Annotated in this window: 25 protein-coding genes, 2 tRNA genes and 1 pseudogene; 15 read left to right on the top strand and 13 right to left on the bottom strand. The window is 54.9% G+C overall.

Annotated elements, in window-relative coordinates:
- Positions 1-3: 3 nt before the first annotated feature.
- A complete protein-coding gene (locus RT644_RS09130; protein ID WP_313626415.1) occupies positions 4-1212 on the bottom strand; it encodes a SpoIIE family protein phosphatase in 1209 nt (402 codons plus the stop codon).
- A 517-nt stretch (positions 1213-1729) separates the two neighbouring features.
- Here RT644_RS09130 and RT644_RS09125 point away from each other — a divergent pair.
- The 3 genes from RT644_RS09125 (at position 1730) to RT644_RS09115 (ending at position 5935) form a co-directional block, all read left to right on the top strand.
- On the top strand, positions 1730-2116 hold the full coding sequence (locus tag RT644_RS09125) for a hypothetical protein (RefSeq protein ID WP_313626414.1): 387 nt from the start codon (positions 1730-1732) through the stop codon (positions 2114-2116).
- Between the two features lie 465 nt (positions 2117-2581).
- On the top strand, positions 2582-3670 hold the full coding sequence (locus RT644_RS09120; RefSeq protein ID WP_313626413.1) for a YncE family protein: 1089 nt from the start codon (positions 2582-2584) through the stop codon (positions 3668-3670).
- Positions 3671-3721: 51 nt separating this feature from the next.
- Positions 3722-5935, top strand: coding sequence for a TonB-dependent siderophore receptor (locus RT644_RS09115; protein ID WP_313626412.1), 2214 nt, complete (start codon positions 3722-3724; stop codon positions 5933-5935).
- Between the two features lie 8 nt (positions 5936-5943).
- On the opposite strand, the gene RT644_RS09110 is transcribed toward RT644_RS09115, so the two are convergent.
- Complete coding sequence (locus RT644_RS09110) at positions 5944-6840, bottom strand: LysR family transcriptional regulator (RefSeq protein ID WP_313626411.1); 897 nt, start codon at positions 6838-6840, stop codon at positions 5944-5946.
- A 96-nt stretch (positions 6841-6936) separates the two neighbouring features.
- Here RT644_RS09110 and RT644_RS09105 point away from each other — a divergent pair, with 96 nt between their 5' ends.
- Positions 6937-7461, top strand: coding sequence for a GNAT family N-acetyltransferase (locus tag RT644_RS09105; protein WP_160269265.1), 525 nt, complete (start codon positions 6937-6939; stop codon positions 7459-7461).
- Positions 7462-7484: 23 nt separating this feature from the next.
- Here the strand turns inward: RT644_RS09105 and RT644_RS09100 are convergent.
- The 4 genes and pseudogenes from RT644_RS09100 to RT644_RS09085 form a co-directional block, all read right to left on the bottom strand.
- A pseudogene (locus RT644_RS09100) lies at positions 7485-7771 on the bottom strand (type II toxin-antitoxin system RelE family toxin).
- 61 nt (positions 7772-7832) lie between these two features.
- Positions 7833-8072, bottom strand: coding sequence for a type II toxin-antitoxin system RelB/DinJ family antitoxin (locus RT644_RS09095; protein ID WP_313626410.1), 240 nt, complete (start codon positions 8070-8072; stop codon positions 7833-7835).
- Positions 8073-8148: 76 nt separating this feature from the next.
- Complete coding sequence (locus tag RT644_RS09090) at positions 8149-9558, bottom strand: glutamine synthetase family protein (RefSeq protein WP_160269272.1); 1410 nt, start codon at positions 9556-9558, stop codon at positions 8149-8151.
- 123 nt (positions 9559-9681) lie between these two features.
- Entirely contained in the window at positions 9682-10155 is a 474-nt protein-coding gene (locus RT644_RS09085; RefSeq protein ID WP_020454620.1) for an NUDIX hydrolase, read from the bottom strand.
- A 158-nt stretch (positions 10156-10313) separates the two neighbouring features.
- Here RT644_RS09085 and RT644_RS09080 point away from each other — a divergent pair, with 158 nt between their 5' ends.
- The gene (locus RT644_RS09080; protein WP_269230614.1) at positions 10314-10574 is read left to right on the top strand and encodes a DUF2534 family protein; all 261 of its coding nucleotides are present in this window, start codon (positions 10314-10316) and stop codon (positions 10572-10574) included.
- 302 nt (positions 10575-10876) lie between these two features.
- A complete protein-coding gene (locus RT644_RS09075) occupies positions 10877-12817 on the top strand; it encodes a methyl-accepting chemotaxis protein (protein ID WP_045513896.1) in 1941 nt (646 codons plus the stop codon).
- Between the two features lie 38 nt (positions 12818-12855).
- On the opposite strand, the gene RT644_RS09070 is transcribed toward RT644_RS09075, so the two are convergent.
- Complete coding sequence (locus RT644_RS09070; RefSeq protein ID WP_020454618.1) at positions 12856-13242, bottom strand: VOC family protein; 387 nt, start codon at positions 13240-13242, stop codon at positions 12856-12858.
- A gap of 97 nt (positions 13243-13339) precedes the next feature.
- Here RT644_RS09070 and RT644_RS09065 point away from each other — a divergent pair, with 97 nt between their 5' ends.
- The 4 genes from RT644_RS09065 to RT644_RS09050 all read left to right on the top strand — a co-directional run bounded on the left by RT644_RS09065 (position 13340) and on the right by RT644_RS09050 (position 17657).
- Positions 13340-14110, top strand: coding sequence for a DeoR/GlpR family DNA-binding transcription regulator (locus RT644_RS09065; RefSeq protein WP_313626409.1), 771 nt, complete (start codon positions 13340-13342; stop codon positions 14108-14110).
- Between the two features lie 107 nt (positions 14111-14217).
- Positions 14218-15615: a phenylalanine transporter gene (gene pheP / locus RT644_RS09060; protein WP_020454616.1), complete on the top strand. Its 1398-nt coding sequence runs from the start codon at positions 14218-14220 to the stop codon at positions 15613-15615.
- Positions 15616-15732: 117 nt separating this feature from the next.
- Positions 15733-16713, top strand: a complete 981-nt coding sequence (locus RT644_RS09055; protein WP_313626408.1) for a LacI family DNA-binding transcriptional regulator — start codon at positions 15733-15735, stop codon at positions 16711-16713.
- 74 nt (positions 16714-16787) lie between these two features.
- On the top strand, positions 16788-17657 hold the full coding sequence (locus tag RT644_RS09050) for a DMT family transporter (protein ID WP_313626407.1): 870 nt from the start codon (positions 16788-16790) through the stop codon (positions 17655-17657).
- On the opposite strand, the gene RT644_RS09045 is transcribed toward RT644_RS09050, so the two are convergent.
- Positions 17646-18443: a PhzF family phenazine biosynthesis protein gene (locus RT644_RS09045; protein WP_313626406.1), complete on the bottom strand. Its 798-nt coding sequence runs from the start codon at positions 18441-18443 to the stop codon at positions 17646-17648. The genes RT644_RS09050 and RT644_RS09045 overlap by 12 nt on opposite strands.
- A gap of 66 nt (positions 18444-18509) precedes the next feature.
- Positions 18510-19934, bottom strand: coding sequence for an MFS transporter (locus RT644_RS09040; RefSeq protein WP_020454612.1), 1425 nt, complete (start codon positions 19932-19934; stop codon positions 18510-18512).
- Positions 19935-20051: 117 nt separating this feature from the next.
- Here RT644_RS09040 and RT644_RS09035 point away from each other — a divergent pair, with 117 nt between their 5' ends.
- Positions 20052-20915, top strand: coding sequence for a helix-turn-helix transcriptional regulator (locus RT644_RS09035; protein ID WP_370447818.1), 864 nt, complete (start codon positions 20052-20054; stop codon positions 20913-20915).
- Here RT644_RS09035 and RT644_RS09030 read toward each other — a convergent pair.
- Positions 20912-21277, bottom strand: coding sequence for an MmcQ/YjbR family DNA-binding protein (locus RT644_RS09030; RefSeq protein ID WP_313626405.1), 366 nt, complete (start codon positions 21275-21277; stop codon positions 20912-20914). The genes RT644_RS09035 and RT644_RS09030 overlap by 4 nt on opposite strands.
- Positions 21267-21857: a TetR/AcrR family transcriptional regulator gene (locus tag RT644_RS09025; protein WP_313626404.1), complete on the bottom strand. Its 591-nt coding sequence runs from the start codon at positions 21855-21857 to the stop codon at positions 21267-21269. Before RT644_RS09025 ends, RT644_RS09030 begins: the two co-directional genes overlap by 11 nt.
- A 176-nt stretch (positions 21858-22033) precedes the next feature.
- Here RT644_RS09025 and RT644_RS09020 point away from each other — a divergent pair, with 176 nt between their 5' ends.
- The gene (locus RT644_RS09020; protein ID WP_313626403.1) at positions 22034-23149 is read left to right on the top strand and encodes an MBL fold metallo-hydrolase; all 1116 of its coding nucleotides are present in this window, start codon (positions 22034-22036) and stop codon (positions 23147-23149) included.
- Between the two features lie 38 nt (positions 23150-23187).
- A complete protein-coding gene (locus RT644_RS09015) occupies positions 23188-23529 on the top strand; it encodes a RamA family antibiotic efflux transcriptional regulator (protein ID WP_045513916.1) in 342 nt (113 codons plus the stop codon).
- 43 nt (positions 23530-23572) lie between these two features.
- On the opposite strand, the gene RT644_RS09010 is transcribed toward RT644_RS09015, so the two are convergent.
- Together RT644_RS09010 and RT644_RS09005 are read right to left on the bottom strand one after the other, a co-directional pair.
- Positions 23573-23965: a YfeC-like transcriptional regulator gene (locus RT644_RS09010; RefSeq protein WP_313626402.1), complete on the bottom strand. Its 393-nt coding sequence runs from the start codon at positions 23963-23965 to the stop codon at positions 23573-23575.
- Between the two features lies 1 nt (position 23966).
- On the bottom strand, positions 23967-24326 hold the full coding sequence (locus RT644_RS09005; protein ID WP_044489437.1) for a YfeC-like transcriptional regulator: 360 nt from the start codon (positions 24324-24326) through the stop codon (positions 23967-23969).
- A gap of 220 nt (positions 24327-24546) precedes the next feature.
- Between RT644_RS09005 and RT644_RS09000 the strand changes: the two genes are divergently transcribed.
- Positions 24547-24622: transfer RNA gene (locus tag RT644_RS09000), tRNA-Ala, on the top strand.
- 40 nt (positions 24623-24662) lie between these two features.
- Positions 24663-24738 (top strand) — tRNA-Ala (locus RT644_RS08995).
- The last annotated feature ends 204 nt before the right edge of the window (positions 24739-24942 follow it).

Here is a 24942-nt window from a genome sequence, read left to right as displayed (position 1 = left end):
TGTTCACCAGCGAAAACCAAACCACGTCATGTCATCGCGCGAGGCTTGCTGCCCCTGCCAGGCTTTCAGCGCCGCGAGCAGGGCGTTGGAAAGTGCAGGCATTGGCAGCGTGCGGTTTTGCGCTAACAGTGACTGAATACGTTTTTTGCCAAACATTACATTGCGCGGGCCGCCTGGCTGGTCGGTCGCGCCATCAGAAACAATCAAGAACGTGTCGCCACGACGCAATGGAGCCTGGTAGCGCTGCCACTGGTAATCGACTGGCGTGTCGGTGTAACCCACACCTTTGCGGCAGCTTTCAAGCGTTGTTGCGCTGTCTTTTTCCGCGCTGAGTACGAAAGCGTGCATCCGCGCGCTCGCCCAACTGACCTGCTCATGTTGCGTGTCGACAAACAGAACAAGGGCGTCACAGCCATCGTTGGACTGGCTGCGATCGGCAGAAGGATGCACCTGGCTGAGCGTCTGTTTGATATGTTGATTAATCAGGCTGAGCAGTTGTTCCGGCGCGTTCGCTGGGGCGAGGCTGAGCGCTTTTTCCAGCGCCGAGGAGAAAATAAAAGTCATAAACGCGCCGGGAACGCCATGCCCGGTGCAATCCGCCAGCACCATCAACCAGCCATTTTCCACGCGCTGAAAAGCGTAGATATCGCCGCCAACACAGTCGCGCGGGTGCCAGTGCAGGCACCAGTCATCAAGCGTTTTTTCAATAGTGTTACGCGAGCGGCTCAGCATCGATTCCTGAATAATGCGGGCATATTCAAGGCTTTGCATAATTTGCAGATGCTGCTTGGCCTGTAAATCCGAGACCGTGCGGATAAGATCTATGCCCAGGCCAATACCGATATATTGCCCCTGCTGGGTGAGGATAAACCCTTCGGTGACGGCTTTGTCGCCAGTTTCGATCACCCGCTCGGACAAATATTCGAGACCGCAATCGGCATCGACGATCAGCGGGTTTTTATCCATAAACGCGATGCAGCTTTTCTGGTCATACAGTTCATGAAAAAATGGACGGCTCATCTGCGACAGAAAAATATGCCGGTTAATCATGCCAATAGGACGGTTATTTTCCAGCACCGGCAGGCCAATTAACGATTTGTGTTCATTGAACAGCGACATGACCTGCACGTTATTGGCATCCGGGGTCACGTGCGGGACGGCAAGGCGCAAGATACCAGCATTAAGCTGTCGTGAAGCGAGCGGTATATCCATGATTCAAACAGCATCCCGATATAAGAATAATCTTAGGTTAAGTCGGATTTGTGACGGTTTGATTTCAATTAAGTAAGTCGATGAATAACGGGAGATTATTGCTCCCTAAGCAAAACCACAGTCATATCTGCGGCGGCGGGAGGAGAGGCGGTAAAAAAAAGCCCGCACTTGTCAGGCGGGCAAATAATACTGGAAGCAATGTGAGCAATGTCGTACCGAATACCTGAGTTATTTGCTCAACTATTCGGTAATGCGAAAGATAATCTTTATCATCTTTGCGGTCAACCCCAAATTTTGTGCGACTTCACCGGCTTAATGCGCTGAGTTTAAAAAATTCGCGCCAGCTCACATCATCAACAAAATTACATTCCTTCTGGCGACGTAAATAAGACCGGTGGAAGCGCCTTGTACAGTCTCTTTTTTGCCAATGATGCCGGTCAAACAGTGATCCCTGTTAATGCTTTTGTCAGGTTTTGTCATTACTATCTCTGCGGCTAAAACAGATAACGAGTAAGTGATGACCCTCTTCTGGTGTGTAGTGCCAATATTGCTGCTATTTTTCGGCAAAGCGTGGAGTTCGGCGAAAATTCGCGAGTATTACAGCCGTTCGCAGCGTGCGCTCGAGGCGACGGTTGCCGCTGAGATGGATAATCAGCAACCCTCCTGGATAAACGATGCCGCTCAGCGTGCGCAATTTAGCGCCTCGCTGTGTGAACGGTGCCTGAAAAAAGAGGTGCCCGACTGGTTTCTGGAGAGCATTGCCGGTAACGAAGAGGGAATGGGGTTTCTTACCCGGCACGCCGCGCTGATGGAAACCTTTGGCGCGCCATTTTGCGATCAGGTACAGGCTGCAGCTGAACTGGTTGACAGCGCATGGCAACGTTCAAAATTGCGCGGCTACTAAGATACATCCGCCATTATCAATAGCTGTTCTCGCCGTCGATGTCTTATGCAGTGCATCTGCCGGTTGTCCTTTGCTTAACGCCTGCGAAGGCGCAGCGTAAACGCTGCCGTCAGGCAGAATGATGATGCCGCAATTCCGGCATCGCCGGTCAGTTCCTGCTTTCACGCCGTATTCATACCCGCCGTTTTTCACTTTTTAACACGCCTCTTTTTTCTCGACAGGGAAGTGAAACGATAGTGCTTGCCTGAAAGGCAAGAATGCGTATATTTCTCATTCTCTTTGGTGTTTGTGGGCGCAGCAAGGATCTTCCCCCGCAATAACAGTGAGCGTGAAGGCTGACAGGGAACACTGAAAAGCCGTGACGAGCTGCGCCGGGCCGCATCTGCCCTCATCAAACGATCGCGCACAGGATGCGTGGCGTGGGCGCTCGTCTGCCCTGATGACATTAACGGTAAAGGATCCCCCATGAAGATAAAAACGTCCGTGCTGGCTCTGCTGGTGGCGATGGCGCTTGCCGGTTGCAGCGCACATACCACCACCAGCGCACAGCCTGTGGCACCGGCAGCAAAACCTGCTGCGGCAGTGCAGTTACCAGAGAGCGTGGTGAAACGCGAACTGGCGAGCGGTCTGTATGAAATGGCGATCAGCCCGCAAGGCGATGCACTGTATGTTTCCAGCGCGGAAGGCTTTAAAGATGTGCAGGGCGGAGTGGTATACAAGCTGGATCCGAAAACGCTACAAACCCTCGGCGCGACCCACACCGATCTGAAAAACTTTGGCATGGCTATCTCACCGGATGGCAAAACCGTGTATGTCACCAATTCGCTGGACGGCGGCGTGAGCGCCATCGACACCAGCACCGGCAAAGTACTTTCCCGTACCCTGTTCCCGGAACGCAACGAGAAAGGCCAGCCGTACGGCGCGCGTGAAATTGTGCTGCATAACGGCAATTTATATATCGGTGCCGTTGCCGATCCGGCGCTGGTGTGGGTGGTTGACGCGAAGACCCTGAAGGTAAAGGCGCGTATCAAAAACGCGGGCAAATGGGGGACCGGTCTGCACTTCTCTGCGCAGACGCAACGTTTGTACGTGGCGAATGGCGGTGGCGAAATCCTGGTGGTGAATCCGCGCAATAATCGCATTGAGCAACGCTGGAAACCACTGGGCGACAAACCGGCGCTGCTGTTGAATATCGCTGAAGATGAGGCTACCGGCCGCTTGTTCGTCACCGACAATTCAAAAGCCAAAACCACGCTGGTGCTGGATATCCACAGCGGCAAAATTGTGAAACAGCTTGTGGGCGATGCGCTGGCGGTGAAATTCAATGCCAGACGTCATGAAATCTACATTACCCAGCGCGAGTCCGGCAAAGTGCTGAGCCTTGATGCAACCAGCTATGCGGTAAAACAGCGCTGGGATCTGCCGCCGCATCCAAACAGCCTGCTGCTTTCCGCCGATGGTCAGACGCTGTTTGTCACCGTCAAACAGGCATTCAACAAAGATCACTCCACCAGCGGCCCGGATAGTGTCGTCAGGATCGATCTGAACAAGTAATGATACTGGCCTGGAAACGGGCCATTTCTTTTTTTATTTCAATAGCTAACGATGATGAATAACCGCAAAAAACATTCAATACCTTTGCGCAAGACCGTGCTTGCGCTGGCCATTGGCGCGGCCGCGCATAGCGCACAGGCGGCGACGGCTGACGCCAGCGTTAAACCGACTCACGAAGAGACCATGGTCGTGCAGTCCGCCGCTGGCAGTGATTTCAGGCCCGGCGGCAGTGAACTGGTGCCCGCGTTTCTGGACGGACAAGTGGCGCATGGCGGCCGCCTTGGCGTGCTGGGTGAGCAAAAGGCGATGGATGTGCCGTTTAACGTCATCGGTTACACCTCGAAGCTGGTGCTGGATCAACAAGCGAAAACCATCGCTGAGGTGGTCAGTAACGATGCGGGCGTGCAGGTCGGGCAGGGTTACGGCAACTTCGCCGAAACGTACCGTATTCGCGGCTTCCAGCTTGATGGTGACGACATGTTGATGGGCGGTCTGGCGGGCATTGTGCCGCGCCAGATTGTCGATACCCAGATGCTGGAGCGCGTGGAGATTTTTAAAGGTTCGAATGCGCTGATGAACGGTTCTGCGGGTTCGGGTGTCGGCGGGATGATTAACCTCGAACCGAAACATGCCGACGACACACCGCTCACCCGCGTGGGCGTCGATTACACCACCCGCTCGCAAGTCGGCGGTTCGCTGGATGTGGGGCGTCGCTACGGTGATAACAACCAGTTCGGCGTGCGCATGAACTTGCTGCATCGTGAAGGGGATGCCGCGGTGAAAGATGATCATCGCCGCACGACGGCGGCATCGATTGGTCTCGATTACCGTGGCGAGCGCTTGCGCACGTCGCTGGATCTCGGTTACCAGAACAAAACGGTTCACGGCGGCGAAATGGGCGTTAATATCAGCGCCGTCGACTTTATTCCGACGCTGCCGGATACCCGCAAAAACTACAGCCAGCGCTGGGCGCACAGCGATATTGAGAACGAATTTGGCCTGGCTCGCGCCGAATACGATCTGACCGATGACTGGACAGCTTACGGCGCGTTCGGCGGCCAACATGCTCATGAAGACGGCACCTACGGCGCGCCTAAACTGTTCAATAAAAACGGTGACGCGACCTTCAGCCGCATGGATACGGTGCGGATTTCCGACTCCTGGAGCGGCATGGCCGGGTTGCGCGGTAACTTTGATACCGGTTTTGTTTCCCATAAAGTGAACGTCGGTTATTCGGCGAACATCAAGCGCGATCGCGTGGCATGGACCCAGTCCGATCAAAAAAATCTGCCGGTGGTGAACATTTATGATCCTTCGGCGATCCCGCTGCCGGACAATTTGACCCATAGCGGCAACTACAGTGACCCGCTGACAACCGCGCGCTACCGCTCGCAGGGTTATACCCTGAGCGACACGCTCGGCGTATTCGACGACCGGCTGCTGTTTACCGTGGGCGCGCGTCACCAGAAATTGTGGGTGCGCAACTACAGCAATGCCACCGGTGCGGAAACCACCACTGCGCGTTATACCCAGGATCGCTGGATGCCGACGTACGGTGTGGTCTATAAGCCGTGGGATGTCGTCTCTTTCTACGCCAACCATACCGAAGCGTTGCAGCCAGGCGGCGTAGCGCCGAAGACAGCGGAAAATCGCTATCAAAGCGTGGGGATTGCGCATTCTAAACAGAACGAAATCGGCGCGAAAACGGACTTTGGACGCATTGGCGGTACGCTGGCGCTGTTTGAAATCAAAAAGCCGACCGGCATTCTTAATAGCACGACCAATGTTTACGGGCTGGATGGTGAGCAGCGTAACCGCGGCGTGGAGTTGAATCTGTTCGGTGAGCCGGTGCTCGGTCTGCGTCTGAATGGCAGTGCGACCTGGCTGGATGCGGAGCTGACGAAAACCAAGGATGGCATCAATCAGGGTAACCGGCCGATTGGTGTGGCAAAGTTCTACGGCGTGATGGGGGCCGAGTATGACATTAAACCGGTCGAAGGCCTGACCGCCACGGCACGTGTGAACTATACCGGCTCGCAATATGTTAACACCGCCAATACCCGCAAACTCGACAGCTACACCACGCTGGATCTCGGCCTGCGCTACCGTATGCAGCTTAATGCGGAGAAAAACGAGATGGTCTGGCGCGTGGGCGTGGATAACGTCACCAACGAGAAATACTGGGCCAGCGTAGAAGACAACGGCACCTATATTTACCAGGGCGATCCGCGTACCGTAAAAGTCTCAATGAGTTACGACTTCTGATAGGTGTTTTATCCGGCGGGCGTGATGCCCGCCTGTTGCAGGCTTTTCAATACTTCCCGCATCCCACGGCTCACCACTTTATCCTGACGCATCACCAGCGCTAACTGGCGCTGGAGCGGCGGCTGCACCGGTTGTACGCGCAGGCCCTGGCGGTCCTCTTCCGCCTGAACCGCCACGCCGGGCACGATGCTGTAACCCAACCCGGCGCGCACCATGCGTTTTATCGCTTCAATACTGCCCAGCTCCATCACCGGCGCGAGGGTGACACCGCCTGCGCTAAACCACTGTTCTATGAGCAGGCGCGTGCTGCTGCCGGATTCGAAAACAATCAGCGGCAGGGGGGCAAGCGTTGCCGGTGTTGGCAATAAAATGCCGTCAGCGTCATGGGCTGCGATCGCCACAAATTCTTCGGTAAATAGCGGTGAAATCGCCAGATTGCGTCCGTTGGCGGGCAGCGTCACAAGGCCGATATCGATACGGTTTTCTTCTACCGCGCGCACGATATCACTGGTGTTGCCGGTGCGCACCCCGACTGACAGTAACGGGAACTCGCGGTGCAACTTTTGCAGCAGCGGCGGCAACAGATGAATACAGGTCGTCGCGCCGGTGCCTATCGTCACGCTGCCGCTGACCGCGTGCTGATGCTGTGCCACCGACTGCACCGCGGCGCTGACGGCATTTTCGATCTCTGCACAATGCGCCAGAAAGGTTTCTCCGGCGGCGGTGGCGCGCAGACCACGCCCGGAACGTTCAATCAGGCGGACGTGCAGGGCCTGTTCAAGCTGGCGGATTTGCAGGCTGACGGCGGGTTGCGAAATGCCTAACACCTCTGCGGCGGCGGTAAAACTGCCGCGGGCAAGCACCAGCTTAAACGTCGCTAACTGGTCAAAGCTGAAGTGGGGCATGGCAAAGTTTTCCTTATAACGGTGATAAGCGCAGCCTGGTGCCGTGCGGGCGGCGTTACCGGTAGCCTGTAGATATCATCAAACGGGGAACAGTTTATGGAAATTATTGACGCGCAAGAACACCATCTTAGCGCGATTGTGCAGATTTATGCTTATCACGTGATGCACGGTAACGCCACGTTCGAAACCGAAGCGCCGGACGTGGATGAAATGCGTACGCGGCTGGCGAAAACCCGCCACAATGGCTTGCCGTGGTATGTCGCCGTGCATGAAGGTCAGGTTCGGGGCTACTGCTATTTATCGCGTTATCGCGAGCGGCGGGCGTATCAGTACACGCTAGAAGATTCCATCTATGTTGATGACAACTTTCGCCAGCAAGGCGCAGGCAAAGCGCTACTCGCCCGCGCGGTTGTCTGGGCGGAGCAAAACGGTTACCGCCAGCTCATCGCCAATGTTGGCAACAGCGAAAATGAAGGTTCATTACGGCTGCACAGCCGCGCCGGTTTCGTGGTTATCGGCACGCTGAAAAGCGTCGGTATGAAGCACGGGCGCTGGCTAGATACGGTACTGATGCAGCGCCCGCTGGGGGAGGGAGATGGCACGCTTCCGCAGCCCGGGTAAGCGAGCAGCCCGCGCAGCGCGGGTTATTTCAGGCGCTTTTCTGCGATGCCATACACGGTGTGGCGTTCGCGTTTTCCGACAGAGATAACGAACACCACAATCCGTCCATCGTTCAACTGGTAGACGAGGCGATAACCTGAAGCGCGCAGTTTGATTTGGTAGCTATAGGTCAATGGCTGAGTCTGTTTGCTTCAATCCTCGGCGCTTTAAGCACCTGAGCAATTTTCTTTTTAAACTGCTTGCGAACAGGGCTGCCTAACTTTCGTCACTCTTTTAATGCGCGTTCATCGAAATCCAGTTGATAAACCATACAACCTCCTTGTTTGCTAAAAGCGGCCTTTCCCTGGCCGCATTGATGTATCAGCGTTTCATCACAAATCGTCCAGCGTCACACGAACCGGTTTCGGATCACGTAAACGCTCACGCACGATTTCGATCAATTGGCGATCCTCATCATTAAGCAGTGTGCGCTGAAACGGTAGCTTGCCGTTCTCGGCAACATATTCGAGCGTCTGTCGCAGGAGCTCGGAAGGTGTTATGCCAGGTTTTTCCAGAGCGACAAAGGAACGCGCTTTTAAATCGTCATCGATACGAACATTCAAATTGCCCATGGATTTACCCCTGTCATTACGTTTGTAATGACAAAATGGCAAGGCGAAGACCTTGATGCAACCGCAGCCAGGCAGATCAGGACAATTCTTCTGCTGTCACAATGCGTTCAAACGCGTTCAGTTCCGCCAGCTTGCCGTGATACCACTGATCGCAAAATGCGCTGCCTAAATGGTCTGCCAGGTAAGCGCATTGGCGAAACGCCTCCAGCGCAGGTTGCTGGAACAATGGCAGATCGGGCGAGGCGTGGGTGAAGTTGGCCAGCGCCTCATCATCAATACGCTCCAGGCCGTATAACATACCCGTCAGTAACGTCGCCATCACCAGATAAGGGTTGGCGTCCGCGCCCGCCAGGCGATATTCGATCCGCCGGTTGCGCGCATCAGAGCAGGGAATACGCAGTGCGGCGTTGCGTTTGTTGTAACCCCAGGAGTGAAAAAGCGGTTCGTCCAGATTCTTACGCAACCGCCTGAACCCATTAACGCCCGGCGCCATGATCGCCAGCGACGCGGGCATCAGTTCCAGCATGCCGGCAAGGGAGAGCCGCACCATCTCATTGGGTGCCTCTGCCGGGCTGGCAAACACATTGTCGCCATTCGCGTCATTAAGGCTGACGTGAAAATGCAGGCCATTACCGGCCAGTTCTGAGAAGGGTTTCGCCATAAAATTGGCCTGATAGCCGAATTTCCCGGCCACGGTGCCGGTAAGTTTGCGCAGCGCCAGCACCTGCTCGCAACTATCCACCACGTTGTGCGAATGGCACATGTTCAGCTCAAACTGTCCGGCCTCGGCTTCGCTAACGATGCCGGATAAGGGAAGACGCTGCGCTGCCGCCATACTTTCCAGCTCTTCAATAAACGCAGAGTAGGCAGACGGCACGGCCAGATGAAAACAGCCCTGCGGGCGGTTTTGCTGTGCAGCAGGATCTACAAGGTAGAACTCCATTTCCGCTGCCACCACCGGGTAAAGACCATGCTGGTGAAACTGACGCAGCACATTTTGCAATATAACTCTTGGCTCCAGCGGCCAGGGCATATTATTGCTGTCGAGCATGGTTAATAATAATTGCGCGTTATGGCGCGGATCGTGCGCGCTCGGGCGTAGCGTGCCAGAAACGGGTAAACATACATTATCAGGCTCTTCGTTAATAAGTCTGTCGGGTGAAGAGGTGATTATTTTCCCTTCGCGATCCATGGCGTAAACAGATTGCGGAAAATAACAACCCGAGCTTAGCGAAAATAAGTTTTCGACGGCGACTCTTTTTCCGCGGAATGTGCCATGGGTATCGTTAAGATATATATCAACGTGTTTTGTTTGCGGGTGTTCGTTCAGATATGCCTTGATTTCATGAGAAAAATTCTGCTGAAGCTGTCTGATCTCCTGATCCACCATCAACACAGATCGCGAATGCAACGGTGTTGGAAATGTTGTGGTGGTAAAAAAGGTGCGGATATTTTTCAGCAGCGGAATAGTCATCAGCGAGTTCATATTTTTTCTTTCTGTCAGGCCTTTTGGCGGTGAACTCAGCATAAAAGAGCGCTTTTTATTTTGATATAAACGCCGCGTAAAAAGGAAATACGCGGCGATAAAAATAGTATAAAAATGGCGAGTTTAAAGTGTGGAAGGCATTTTTAGCAGCGGCGAGGGCGCGCTATCCGCGAAATGCGTTTTTACCCAGTCGAGTGTTTTGCGCTGGCCTGGAAAAGTGAGCAATTCGTGGGCATCGGCAAAGCTGACCCAACGGTATTCGCTGTGCTCGTGGTTAAGCGTTATCTCGCAGGCTTCATCGACGTACGCAACAAACACCGGCACGACGGTGATGGCGTCGCGGTGCGCTTCGTAAAACTGCTCGCAGCAGTCGGCGGAATAGAGTTCGCTAAGCTGCAAGCCTGTCTCTTCCTGAGCTTCACGCAGTGCGGTTTGCCAGGCCGTTTCACCGTGTTCAATGCCGCCTGCAATCTGGCACCACAGGCCGTTAAGCATTTTACCGCTGCGTTTAAGCAGCAAAACGCGCCAGCCCGCTGCGGAGTTGCACAGCACAAACAGGGCTATCGAAAAGCAGCGTATCGGGATTTCCTTACTCATTGTTTTCTCCGTGTTAATGGCTAAAGCAGCAATATCAGGGGCTCGACAGGGCTTGTTATGGTTTCGCGCAAATGGCCTTTTTCCTGATTTTTCACAACAACCAGGCAGCAGATCGGTTACACTCGCGGCACAGAAAAGCCACATGACAGGAGGTTTATATGCTGGAAAAATTACGTACCCGCGAGGGGAAAAAATTTATCATTGCGGTGGTGATTGTATTCCTGGTTGCCGTCAGCGTCATTTCGAAAGTGACCTTCGAGGGCGTTGAAGATCAGTACAATTTGCCGATGGAATCCTGGACGGTAACGATGTTTATCATGCAGGGCGCATGGGTTGCTATCTACAGCCTGATGTTCACCATCATTGGATCGCTGCCGTTTGGTTTTTATTTCCTCGGCCCGAAAGACGAGCGCGGCTAATCCTTCCCGCCCTGGCGTGCTGTCGGGGCTGTCTTCTTCGCTCTGTTTAACCTTAATCGAAATCGTGATCTCTCGCGTCCTCAGCGTAAAGCTCTGCAGTAAGCCTCAGTGACCGATAGGTTAACTGCCACTACATTCATTGACCCGTGCAGGCTGCTGTTTCTCGCTTTAAGAAGCGTTTTTACCGCGCAATAACACGTTCGCCAACAATTAAAGATCAAAAAATAACCGCCGATAGAGATCTCACAGGGAGTTCGTGCTGAAAGGAAGATGACGTAAAGGCTGACTCCAGGAGAGCCGTAATGGCCAGAGAACGTGTGACCAAAAAAATGAGCACCCGCGCGCAAATGTTGCTGACGGGGGCCATCACCATCACCCTCGGTTTTGTGGTAACTATCGGGGTACTGAGCTGGCAGTCCAGCAGTGAACAAAAACACCTCGCCGAACAATATCTGCAAAAAATTGCGGAAAGCCAGGCGCTGACTATCCAGCAACAACTGAACTATGCCCGCGATGTGGCGCATAACCTCGGTCACAGTATGATTGCCTTGCCAGAAGCCGGGATCACTGACCGCCAGGCGGCAGATAAACTGCTGATCTCCGCCCTGCGCGATAATCCGGACTATCTCTCTATCTCGGTTATTTTTGAAGAAAACGCCTTTGACGGTCGCGATGCAGAGTTCGCCGACAAACCCGATCAGGCACCGAAAGGCCGCTATGCCTTTTTTGTCGACCACGATCAATCCGGTAATTTTAAGCTCCACCCGCTGATCTCGATCTTTACGCCAGGCCAGGGCGATTACTATCTGCTGCCGCAAAAAAGCCAGAAAGACACGTTAATTGAGCCTTACAGCTACGCCTATAACGGCGTGCCGACGCTGCTGACATCGGTGGCGGCACCGATTGTCAGTGGTGGCAAACTGCATGCGGTTGTGACATCGGATATTTCGCTGGCCTCATTACAGCAGAAAGTGAATCAGATCAAACCGTGGGAAGGGGGCGGCTATGCGGTGCTGCTCTCTACCGCCGGAAAGGTGATTTCTTACCCGGATAAAAACCTGACCAGCAAGCCTTACCCGGGTAAAACGGAGGGCTTCACCAGTAAAGTCGTGGAACAAGATGATCCGATCCTCGGCGAAAAAGCGCTGATCACCTGGCAGCCAGTCTCTATTGGCAACAGTACCGATAACTGGTATCTCGGCGTCGTTGCGCCGGTGAGTTCGGTGATGGCGGCGGCCAACCGTCAACTGATGTACGCCATTGTTCTGGGGGTTATCAGCATCCTGTTGGTGTGTGCGCTGCTCGGCCTGATCTTCAGCCGTAAAGTGTTGAAGCCGATTGGTGGCGAACCGCTGGAAGGGGCGAATATCGCGCTGGCGGTCGCGGACGGCAAACTCGATAACGCCATCCCGGTGAAAGGTAACGATCGCAGCAGCCTGTTCTATGCCCTGCATACCATGCAGGCGCAGTTACGGCAGATTGTCGGGCAGATCAAAGAAGCCAGTGACTCGGTGCGTCAGGGAGCCGGGGAGATTGTCAGCGGCAACATTAACCTCTCTTCGCGTACTGAACAGCAGGCCGCGGCGCTGGAACAGACCGCCGCCAGTATGGAGCAGTTTAGCGCCACGGTGAAACATAACGCCGCCAACGCCCACCAGGCGACGGCGCTGACTGCCAATGCCACGCAGATTGCCAGCCGGGGTGAAACGCTGGTCGGCCAGGTGGTCGAAACGATGGCGAAAATTGACGACAGTGCGAAAAAAATCGGCGATATCACGGCGATCATTAACAGCATTGCTTTCCAGACTAATATCCTGGCGTTGAACGCCGCGGTAGAGGCGGCGCGTGCCGGTGAGCAAGGGCGCGGTTTTGCGGTGGTGGCGTCTGAAGTGCGCAACCTGGCGCAGCGCAGCGCCGATGCGGTGAAAGATATCGGTGCGTTGATTGAGGAGTCCGGCAAACGCGTCGAAGCCGGGGTGCAACTGGTGAATGATGCCGGTCACACCATGCAGGAGATGACGCAGGCGGTGAATTCCGTGCAGACCATCATCAATGAGATTGTCAGCGCCTCGGATGAGCAGGCCAAAGGCATTAGCCAGGTGACAATTGCCGTCAATGAAATGGACGGTGTCACGCAACAAAACGCCTCGCTGGTGCAGCAAATGGCCGCGGCGGCAACGTCACTTGAAGATCAGGCGCAGCAACTGGCGCAGACGGTGCATCAGTTCCGCCTCGACGCGTAACCTGAACAGGGAGTCTGGCAACAGGCTCCCTGCCTTTCTTAGCCGGCAACCAGTTCGATACGGTTATTATCCGGATCCAGAATCACGGCTTCATAAAAACCATCTCCCGTCCACCGCGCGGCGCTGGCTAACCGTCCCTGCTGACGGGCTTTTTCTGCCATCTTATCCACCGCCCCGACATCTCCGACATGAATAGCAATATGCGCCCAGCCGACAAACTCTGCGGCGTTTGGCGCATCGGCCAGCTCCGGCACGGTCATAAGTTCAATGGTTGGCCCGTTGTGCAGCGACATAAAATAGGATGCAAAACCGGGGCGGTTTTGACTGACATATTTCTCGTTACTGGTGGCGGAAAAAAAGTCGCGCCAGAATGCGCGCTGTTCGTCGAGATGGCGTGTCCAGAGTGCGACATGGGCAATGTTCAAGGTGACCTCCAGGGCGTAGGGGATGTGAATTGACAGCGTAATTCAATTGCACGATTATGCTCACTGTTGCTCGATATGAATTTTATAAAGAGGATTTATGCTCGATTATGCAGCTTTCCCCGATCAACGACAAGATCTGATCCGCCAGCGTCTGCAGACGCAGGGACGGGTAGTCTGTGCGGAGTTAGCCGTTGAATTGCAGGTTTCAGAGCACACCATTCGCCGGGATTTGCAGGAGCTGAGTAAAGCGGGCATCTGCAAAAAGGTGTATGGCGGCGCGGTGTTGCAGCTGGCAACCGCCGGGAGTTTTACGGAAAGGAAAGAGCAGGACCGGGCAAAAAAAAGCCTCCTCGCGCAGCGCTGCGTGCAGCTGCTCAAACCCGGTACCTGCGTATTTATCGATACCGGCACTACCAATCTTGAGCTGGCGAAAGCATTGCCGCCAGCGCTAAACCTGACGGTAGTGACGAATTCACCGGAAATCGCCATTGCCGCGAGTAAACAGCCGCATTGCGACGTGATTATGCTGGGCGGGCTGGTGCAGCGCAGCACCGGCGGTTGCGTGAGCGGCCCGGCCATCAGCCAGCTTAATGGGATCATTTTCGATCAGGCGTTTATCGGCGGCTGCGCGATGTCGCCGGAGATGGGGCTGACCGGGTTTGATTACGCCGACTGCGAATTTAAAAAGGCGGTGATCGCCCAAAGCAACCAGGTGGTGGTGGCCTTAACGGCAAATAAGATCCCGGGCGTGGCCCGCTACATTGTTGCCGCCAGCCAGCAGATTGATGTGCTGGTGGTCGAAACCGATCTCAGCAAAGCGTTGCATCAAGCCTTTCGCGCAGAGAATATTGAAATCCTGACGGTTTAAACGCAACCGGCCGTTTCGCGCTTTGCCGCTCAGGGTTCATTTCTTGCCAGCCCACAGCGGAGATGTTAAAAGGTGCCCCTTTAAATGAAACCACAAAGGGGAAGGACGTGAAAAACGCGTCACAGGCGGCGGGAAGCAGCACCGATGCCACGTCGGAAGCAGGGCCAACACTACAACGAGGTTTAAAAAACCGTCATATTCAGCTGATTGCGCTGGGCGGCGCGATCGGCACCGGGCTTTTTCTGGGTATTGGCCCCGCGATCCAGATGGCCGGGCCTGCCGTGTTACTGGGCTACGGCATTGCCGGGGTTATCGCTTTTCTGATTATGCGCCAGCTCGGTGAAATGGTGGTTGAAGAGCCGGTGTCCGGTTCATTTTCCCATTTCGCCTACAAATACTGGGGACCGTTCGCCGGTTTCCTCTCTGGCTGGAACTACTGGGCGATGTTCGTGCTGGTGGGAATGGCGGAACTGACCGCCGCCGGTATCTACATGCAGTACTGGTTCCCGGACGTGCCGACCTGGATTTGGGCCGCCGCTTTCTTTGTCATCATCAACGCTGTCAACCTCGTCAATGTGCGCTTGTACGGCGAAACCGAGTTCTGGTTTGCGCTGATTAAAGTGCTGGCAATTATCGGCATGATTGGCTTTGGCCTGTGGATGCTGTTTACCGGCCACGGCGGTGAGCGCGCCAGCTTCGATAACCTCTGGCGCTATAACGGCTTTTTCGCCACCGGCTGGCACGGGCTTATCCTCGCGCTGGCAGTGATTATGTTCTCTTTTGGCGGCCTGGAGCTGATCGGCATTACCGCCGCGGAAGCCAGCGAGCCGCACACCACCATTCCGAAAGCGGTTAACCAGGTGGTGTACCGCATTTTACTTTTCTATATCGGCTCACTGGTCGTGCTGCTGGCGCTCTATCCGTGGATTGACGTCAAAGCTAACAGCAGTCCGTTTGTGATGATTTTCCACGAACTGGACAGCAATCTGGTGGCATCGGCGCTCAATTTCGTCATCCTGGTGGCGTCCCTGTCGGTGTATAACAGCGGTGTCTATTCCAATAGCCGTATGCTGTTTGGTTTGTCGGTACAGGGCAACGCGCCGGCCTTTTTGACGCGCGTCAGCCGCCGTGGTGTGCCGGTGAATTCGCTGTTTCTCTCGGGGGCTATCACTTCGCTGGTGGTGTTGGTCAACTATCTGTTGCCGCAAAAAGCCTTCGCCATGCTGATGGCGCTGGTGGTGGCGACGCTGTTGCTAAATTGGATCATGATTTCACTGGCGCACCTGAAATTCCGCGCGGCGATGCGCCGCAAAGGGCGCGATCCGCAGTTTAAAGCGCTGCTCTTTCCGGCGGGTAACTATCTGTGCATTGGCTTCATGCTGATGATCCTCGTTTTGATGTGCACAATGGACGATATGCGCCTGTCAGCGGTGTTGCTGCCGGTATGGATTGTGTTCCTGTTTGTCGCTTTCAAACTGCTGCGTCGTACGCCGAAGCGCGGGTAATTCGCGCGACTCCCTACCAGATCCGGTGGGCTGCGGCCTGCCGGACGGGTGATGATGTCTATATCTCAACTGTGATAGCCTCGGATCTTATGGCCAATCGCAGAATATATTGTTGTTATGTCCATTCAGAAAATTGCCAGGATGGCGGGCGTTTCCGTTGCAACGGTTTCACGTGTGCTGAATAACAGCGAATCAGTGAAACCGAAAAATCGTGAACGCGTATTGCAGGCCATCAAGGCGTGCCAGTACCAACCCAACTTATTAGCCCGCCAGTTGCGCACCGCGCGCAGCTCAATGATTCTGGTGTTGGTCTCTAATATCGGTAACCCGTTTTGCGCCGAAGTGGTGAAGGGCATCGAAGAAGAGGCGGAAAAAAACGGGTACCGCATCCTGCTGTGTAACTCCGGTGCAGATATAGCGCGCTCGCGCTCAGCACTCAAATTGCTGTCGGGCAAGATTGTTGACGGCATCATCACCATGGATGCGTGTGCGAAATTGCCGGAACTGGCCACCATGATTGGCGCCGCGCCCTGGGTGCAATGCGCCGAATACGCCGATAACGGCGACGTCTCCTGCGTGGGCATTAACGATGTCGACGCCGTCCGCTGCGTGATTGACCGCTTAGTTGAACGCGGCTGCCAGCGCATTGCCATGATTAACCACGATCTGAGCTATAAATATGCCCGGCTGCGTGAACGTGGCTACCGGAGCGGTTTACAGGCAAAACGCCTGCGCTATGAAAATGTGGCGTACGCCCGCGATTTGAGTTTCAGCGCCGGGAAAACCGCGATGCAGCAACTGCTTAATGCGCCGCAACGCCCGGACGCGGTGTTTGCCGTTTCCGATACGCTGGCCGCCGGGGCGCTGCTGGCGATCCATGAAGCCGGGCTGACAATGCCGCAGGATATCGCGGTGGTCGGTTTCGATGGCACTGAACTGGCAGAAATGGTTACGCCGCCGCTCAGCACTATCGAGCAACCTTCACAGGCGATGGGGCGCGAAGCCGTCCGGCTGTTGCTGAACCGCATTGATAATCCGGCGAGCCCACCAGAAAGCGTAATCATGGACTGGCGTTATATTTCCCGCGCCAGCGCCTGACATTTCAGGCATGATGTGTATAAAGATTTCGCCAGCCGCCGCGCTGGCTTTTTTATTGCTCAGGGAGCCTTGCCATGACCCGGCAACGACAAGCTGATTTATTTCTGGTTCTGACCACACTGATCGCCGCCTGCGGGTGGATTTTCTCGCGCGAAGCCATTAGCGGAATGCCGGTTTTCGCCTTTCTTGGGCTGCGCTTTTTTGGCGCGGCGCTGGTGCTGCTGCCGTTTTGCCGCGGGCAACGCATTGCGCTGGAAAAAGTGCGCCAGGTGGTGATAAGCGGCGTATGGATGGCGCTCAACCTTTGTCTGTGGATCTGGTCGGTATCGACCACGCCATCGCTGGGCGAGGGGGCATTTATCATGAGCCTGTCGATGCTGTTTGTGCCGCTGGTGGCCTGGGTGATGCTAAAAAACCGTCCGGTGCGCGCCTACTGGGAGTGTTTGCCGGTCGCCATTATTGGGTTAGCGCTGCTGAGCCTGCACATGCCCATCACGTTTCATGCCAGCCAGGGCTGGTTTTTGCTGACGGCGTTCGTGCAGTCGATCTATTTTTGCTACACCAGCCGCTGTGCCAGAGAAGTGCCGCTGCTGCCGCTCACGGCGGTACAGCTTGCGATCACCGGCATTGCCGGGCTGGTGATTTCTGCGCTGTTTGAGTCCTGGACTCAACCCTTTACCAGCACCACGGCGATGTGGCTGGCGGCGAGCATTTTAATTGCTACAAGCCTCAGGTTTGGCCTGCAACTGCAAGGGCAAAAATATGCTGCCGTCGCCAGCGCTGCCATCATTATGGTGCTGGAACCCTTACTGACGGTGATTGCCGCTTCGATTTGGTACGGTGAGCGCTTACCGCTGCAAAAAATCCTTGGCGGCGTGTTGATCCTGCTGGCGCAGATTTGGTTCCGTTGGCGGATGATTGCGCGTCTACCGTCAAAGCCGTAACGTGCCGGCCAGCACCGTATGCGCACCGCCACCGATCAGCACGCGTCCATTTTCCCTGAGCGCCAGCGCTAAAACGCCGCCGCGCGGTGAGGCCTGGAAGGCGGTAAGCGAGCGCTTACCCAGTCGCGCCGACCAGTAGGCCGCCAGCGCACAGTGCGCGGAGCCGGTCACCGGATCTTCATTCACCCCCACCCACGGGGCGAAGTAGCGTGAGACGCAATCATACTCATCCTGACCGGGCGCGGTGACTGCCACGCCGCGGCCTGGCAAGGCGCGAAGCGCCGCAAAATCAGGCGTGAGTGCGTAAATTAATTGCGCATCCTCGACCACCACCAGTTGCTTCGCGCCGAACAAACCGTAACCACTCACCTGTTCATGCGCCAGTCCGAGTGCCTTGAGTAATTCCGCTGGCGCTTCGGGCTGCATGTGCGGCGTCAGTAGCGGGAAATCAAGCTCAATGCCCTGCGCTGCGGCGGTTGCCGTCAGCGGGCCGGAAAGGGTGTGAAAGGTGATGGCGTAGCCTTCGGCAAGCCGCCCGTTCTGGCGCAGAATATGCGCGGTTGCCAGCGTGCCGTGGCCGCATAAATCGACTTCGGCCTGCGGTGTAAACCAGCGCAGGTTATTGTCCGCAAGGTTTAAAAACGCGGTTTCGGATACCGCCATCTCTTCGGCTATCTGCTGCATTAATGCGGCAGATAGCCCCTGCGGTGCCATGCATACCGCTGCCGGGTTACCGGAAAAAGGACGCGTACTGAACGCGTCCACCTGGTAAATATCAAGTTCCACTACGGCGCTCCCTTTGTTAACAAGGAGATAACATTATCCCCTTTTTACGCCTGCGGATAGCGCGAATCAGGAGTTAGCCGGGCAGCGCGGCGCCAGTTGATGGCGGGCGCTCACTGCCGCTGCGGCCAGTACCAGCATCATCACCACTTCTGTTGCCAGAAAACCACTCAGCGCCGTGCTGTAGTTGCCTTGCGACTGGCCGACAAGATGCAAAAACAACCCGCCGAGCACCGCCGGACCCAGGCCGAGTGTCGCTTGTTGCAACGTGCTAAGCAGGGCGCTACCTGCGCCCGCATCCTGGGTGGTGATATCGCGCATGCCGATGCGGTAAAAGCTATTTACGATCAGCGCCTGGCCATAGCCAATCAGCGCGGTAGACGGCGCGAGCGCCAGCGCACCCACCGTCCTCCCGGAGAGCTGCAGGGTAGCAATTAATGCCAGCAGGCCACTTACCTGGATTATCAGCCCGGTGAGCAAAATGGTACGCATGGTATAGCGACCAATCATTTTGGGCGCATACCAGGCAGAGACAAAATAGGCGACGCCCAGCGCGACAAAGCTGTTGCCCGACTGGTACGGCGTCATGCCCATTCCGGCTTGCAACGTGAGCGCCATACAGAACATAAAACCCGACCACGCGCTAAAGAACAGCAACGCAATCAGCAGGCCGAAACGGATGCTGTGCAGCTTGAGTAAGCGTGGCGGTAGCAGCGGGATTAAACCCGCTTGTTGCTGTTTTAACGCGCTGGTGCGCATCCACCATGCCAGCGGAATCAGCGCCAGCAGCGCGGCTTTCGTTTCCCAGGGCCAGTGCAGCTCCGGGCCAAGCGCCAGCGGGAACAGCAGGCAGCAGAGGATCATCGCAAGGGCGATCGTGCCTTGCCAGTCAATGCGCGTGCGCGTTTCGTTTTGCGTTTCCGGCACATAGCGGCGGCTGAGCGCCAGCACCAGAAGGCAAATGGGCACATTGATAAAAAAGGCGTTACGCCAGCCAAGACCGGCGATATCGGCTGAGACCAGCCAGCCGCCGCCCATCTGTCCGATGATAAACGCCACGCCGCCAATACCGCCGTAGAGACTGATGGCGCGCGCGTGGGCTGTGCCTTTTAGCGTGACATGCAACGTTGCGAGGATCTGCGGCACAATCAACGCCGCACCCATGCCTTGCAGTGTTCGCGCGCCAAGCAATGCGGAGACCGAATTTGCCAGCCCGCACAACAGCGAAGCGATACCAAACAGGGCAACGCCCCATAGAAACACACGCCGGCGACCGAGGTTATCCCCCAGTTTACTGCCCATCGCCAGACAGACGGCGAAAGCCACGCCGTACAGCGCGACAATCAGCGCCAGCTGTGTGGCGGTGGTGTGCAGCGACAGGGTGATGGAGTCGAGCGCGACATTGGTAATTGAGGTGTCAATCAATGGCAGCATCTGCCCGGTCAGCAGAAGGATCAGGCCTGCCCGGCCCGGAGAAACAGCAGACGTTTTCATGGGAACTCCATTGCGTCATTCATCGGATGGACGTAGCATCGCTTAACAGAAAAACGGGTACCAGTTCTTGCCTATACTGGTACTGGCACTACCATGCTGGAGAGGGTTATGACGTCGATGGTCGAAAAGATCCCGGAACTGACGGTGCTCGATGAGAACCGCAAACAGCTTGGTGCGTTTTTACGTGCGCGGCGGGAAAGCCTCGATCCGCAGCGGCTGGGGTTGCCGCGCAGTACGCGTCGGCGCACGCCGGGGCTGCGGCGTGAAGAGGTGGCGCTGCTGGCGGATGTGGGTGTCACCTGGTATACCTGGCTTGAACAGGGCAGGGACGTCAATCCTTCCGCTACCGTGTTGCAGGCGATTGCCGCTGCTTTGCAGTGTTCGCCAACGGAAACCCGCCATCTGTTTTTGCTGGCCGGGCTAACGCCAACGGAAGCGCTGAATACGCCGCAATGTGAAGGCATCAGTGAAGGCACCCGGCGTTTGCTGGATAGCCTGCTGCCGCAACCGGCCAGTATTCAGAAAACCAACTTTGACATTGTGGCGTGGAATGCCGGTTTTGAGCGCCTGATGGGGGTTAATTTCAGCGAAATCCCCGACGATGATCGCAACTGTATTTATCTTTATCTCACCCACCCGCAATGGCGTACCCGGCTCGGCTATGATGAGAGCGTGTTACAGACCTTTGTCGCCTATTTCCGCGCGGCCATGGCCGAGCACCGGGGCGATGCGGTGTGGGAAGCGAAGCTGGCGCGGTTTTGTGCGGCTTCTGCGGAATTTGAAGCGTTGTGGCGCAAGCATCTGGACGTGCGCGGTGTGGAAAATAAGATAAAAATCTTTAACCATCCGCAGTTAGGCGAGTTTTCACTTCAGCAAATGTACTGGTACTCAGCACCGCGTAACGGCTCGCGGCTGCTGGTTTATCTGCCGGTGGATGAGGCCGGTGAAAAGGCGTTGAACTGGCTGGCGGAAAACGCTTAAGGGCGCAGACGTTTTTGATCTTTGCGCGGCAAGCCGTCGACCACGCGGTTCCATGATTCCTGAATCAGGAACGCGAGCAGCGATTCGTCGATGTCTTCGCCAGCGAATACCGAAATCCAGTGTTTTTTGTTCATGTGATACCCCGGCTCGATGCTGGGGTAGATCTGCTGGTTGAGCAGCGATTTTTGCGGCTCGGCTTTCATCGTCACCATCGGCCTGCCGTGCGCGGTGGTGGTCATCATAAAAATCTTCCCGCACACTTTGAACACGTCATGTTCCGGCCCAAACGGCCAGCAATGTTCGGTGAAGGGCAGTTCGAGCGCAATACGGTGCGCGCTCGCTTGCAGGGTTTTACTGTCCATTATTTTCCTCAATGGCCAGCGCACGCCACATGGCTTCGAAGCCAAGGCGCTTAAACTCGGTGATGCGAGAAGCATCCCGGCTGGCGAAAGTGATCGTGGTGTCCGCCATCGACAGGAAAATCGCATCGCCAAAAGGGGAGTATTCATCGGTCAGAAACACCGGCCGCACTGAACGATGGCATAACTCATGCAGCTCCGGAAAAATTTCCGCGACTTGCTGGCGGGTTGCGTCGGTGAGTTTGTCGCTGACAGCAATCTGGCGTACGGCGCAGTGGCCATTCGGGTGGCTGATGCCCCAGTCAATATAGCTGTTCCAGATGCATTGCGTGTGGTGCCTGGAGTCGTTGATCGAGAGATCGATATTCGCCAGCATGGTGCCGCACAAATCGCTTTTCAGATGCAGGTAAAGTGCGTTGAGCAGATCGTCTTTGGTGGCGAAGTAGCGAAACAGCGTCCCTTCCGCAACACCCGCATTGCGGGCGATTAACGCGGTGGAGGCAGCGATCCCCGACTGTGCAATGGCTTCGGTAGCCGCTTCCAGTAACGCCAGTTTTTTATCTTCACTCTTTGGACGAGCCACTACACTTTTCCTCTCACATTGTAAAAACCACGATTGAAACATGCCCTCTGTAACGCTGCAACGTCGAATGTCATAGAAAAAAATGATCTTGACGGTTGAGCGTTGCTTTCTATAATGAGTGCTTACTCACTCATAATCAAGTTTAACCAGCGTCGTATCTACGGAATGGATCGATTTTGTCGGGTCAGGATATGAAGCGTCTCATTTTCAGCGTGGTTCTTGTTATGCTCGTTGCCTCTGCCGCAAGTTTACCTTTTGTTCTGAATGCCGGATTTGGCCAACTCCCGCAGGGCGAACAGCTTACTGAAGTCGAAAAATCACCGCATTATCGTGACGGGAAGTTTCAAAACCAGTTGCCGACTCCCGGTTTTACCGGAAAGAAAAATATGCTGGCAGCATGGTGGGATTTTCTGGTCACTAAACGCGAGAACGCGCGTCCACAGCAACCGTTACCGACGGTGAACACCGATCTGGCCAGCCTGCCGCTTGAGCAGGATACGCTGGTGTGGATGGGGCATTCGTCCTGGTATTTGCAACTGGCGGGCAAGCGCATTCTGATCGATCCGATCCTGAGTAATTACGCGGCACCATTTTCATTTCTCAATAAGGCGTTTGCCGGTAACGATCTCTGGACGGCGCAAAATATGCCGGAGATCGATCTGCTGATTACTTCGCACGATCACTATGACCACCTGGATTACGCCACGATCAAGGCGCTGATGCCGAAAATCAAAAAAGTGGTGACGCCGCTCGGTGTGGGCTCGCACCTGCGTTACTGGGGAATGGATCCGGCAATCATTCAGGAAGCGGACTGGCAGCAGAAAGTGGTGGTGAGCGACGATTTGGCTGTGCACGTTTTACCCGCGCGCCACTTTTCCGGGCGCGGTCTGAAACGTAATCAGACATTGTGGGCCAGCTTTATGTTCACTACTGCCACGCAAAACGTTTATTACAGCGGCGATAGCGGCTATGGCCCGCATTTCAAAGCGATTGGTGAACAGTTTGGCGTGGTTGACCTGGCGATTATGGAAAATGGTCAGTACGACGAAGACTGGAAGTACATTCATATGATGCCGGAAGAGACTGCGCTGGCAGCGCAGGAACTTAATGCTCGCGCGGTTCTGCCGGGCCATGCGGGGCGTTTTGTGTTGGCAAAACATACCTGGGACGATCCGTACAAACGGCTGGCGGCAGCAAGCCGGGACAAAAGCTATCGCTTACTGACACCGAGGCTGGGCGAACTGGTACTTGCGGCTGACACTGCGCAAGTTTTCCGCGCCTGGTGGGAATAAACCCGTTTATTAATCGAAGAGCAGAGGGGGATCGCAGTATGACTATTTCCGCTCAGGTTATCGACACCATCGTCGAGTGGATCGACGACAATCTCCATCAACCATTACGTATTGATGATATTGCAGCGCATGCGGGCTATTCCAAATGGCATCTGCAACGGCTTTTCTTGCACTATAAAGGGGAGAGTCTGGGGCGCTATATTCGCACGCGCAAATTATCTCTCGCTGCGCGCGATTTACGTAATACCGATCAGAAGGTTTACGACATTTGCCTGAAGTACGGTTTTGATTCGCAGCAGACGTTTACGCGCATCTTTACCCGCACCTTTAATCTGCCGCCGGGTGCGTACCGGCGGGAGAATCATCAGCATACCCATTGATGGAAAACAGATAAAAAAATCGGCCTGCATAAGGCCGTTTTTTTTATTCTGCCAGCGTTTTCTCAATGCCTAAACGGTTTAAAAGCCCGCTAATACCTTCGCGCGCCAGCAGCGTTGAAAGCTGTTTTTGTTCCTCTGCGGTCATATTTTGCAGTACTTTGATAATTTCATGCAGCGCGCTATTTCCACTGGCGTAAACAGGCGCGGGTTCGGCAATAGAATAGGAAGAATTCTGATGGCGCATAGAGGGCGTTTTCATAATGAAACTACGCACCTCTTTCGTAATGTGAATCAGCCTGGCTCGACCGCCTTTTACACCGGGTAACGGTTCTGTTGTCCAACCTTGCTGGCGGATCCAACGATTTACCGTCTGTCTGGCGACGCCGAGAAACTCCGCTAATTCTTCGGTGGTCATTTTGTTAGGTAATTTCATCATATTATTTTTGATCGCGGAGCCCCAGACGTTGCAACAAGCCGGTAATGCCGTCGCGTAATAAAAGCGAAGAGAGTTGTTTTTGCTCCGCGTCTGTCATCTCTTTTGCCAGCCGGATTAATAATGCCTCGAGTGAGGTATCGCTGGCGGTAAGTGTGGCTTTTGGTTGGTCTTCAGTACGCTGTGCGCTGCGAATAAATGCGCGGACTTGTTCATTTACATGGACCAGACGGGCTTTACCTCCTTGTACGCCGGGTTTTGGTGATGTAACCCAGCCTTCTTTGCGCACCCATTTATTGATGGTTTGTCGGCTATATCCTGTAAGGCTTGCCAACTCTTCTGGCGTCATTCGTTCCTTGAGCATGTAATTTCCCGAATTGTTGTAAGGGTAATTAATGGTTTATGTTATAGCACCATTTTAGGGGAAAATGTGACATGTTTAACTACTGGCTGCGAGGGCGTTCGCAATGTCTTTCATTTGCATGCTTTTTCAGCGATTGAATAATGCGGCGCGATTTTGCCGTTGACACCTGGCAAGGGAATTCATATTATGCCGCCCGTCAACACGACACGCTTTACGCGATGGGGCTATAGCTCAGCTGGGAGAGCGCTTGCATGGCATGCAAGAGGTCAGCGGTTCGATCCCGCTTAGCTCCACCAAATTCCGCACCCAACGGAATTGGCGCATAAGGCATATTGTGGGGCTATAGCTCAGCTGGGAGAGCGCTTGCATGGCATGCAAGAGGTCAGCGGTTCGATCCCGCTTAGCTCCACCAAAATTCAAACCCTCGCGTTTACGCGGGGGTTTTTCGTTTTATTCCGCGCTGTGTTAATTCTTTCTGCTATACATTAATAAGCAAACATTCGGTGAAGCGTCAGTAATGGCGGTTATTCGAGCCGCTGCTTACTTGATTCGCTTAATAAATAAACCTATTATCTCGGCTCTTCATTTTTTGACCAGCCCAGAGCATTTCATTAAT

It is taken from the genome of Kosakonia sp. (assembly GCF_032104925.1).
Lineage (GTDB): Bacteria > Pseudomonadota > Gammaproteobacteria > Enterobacterales > Enterobacteriaceae > Kosakonia.
The sequence above is the reverse complement of the archived record's forward strand: the minus strand, read 5'-3'. Positions and strand labels throughout refer to the sequence as shown.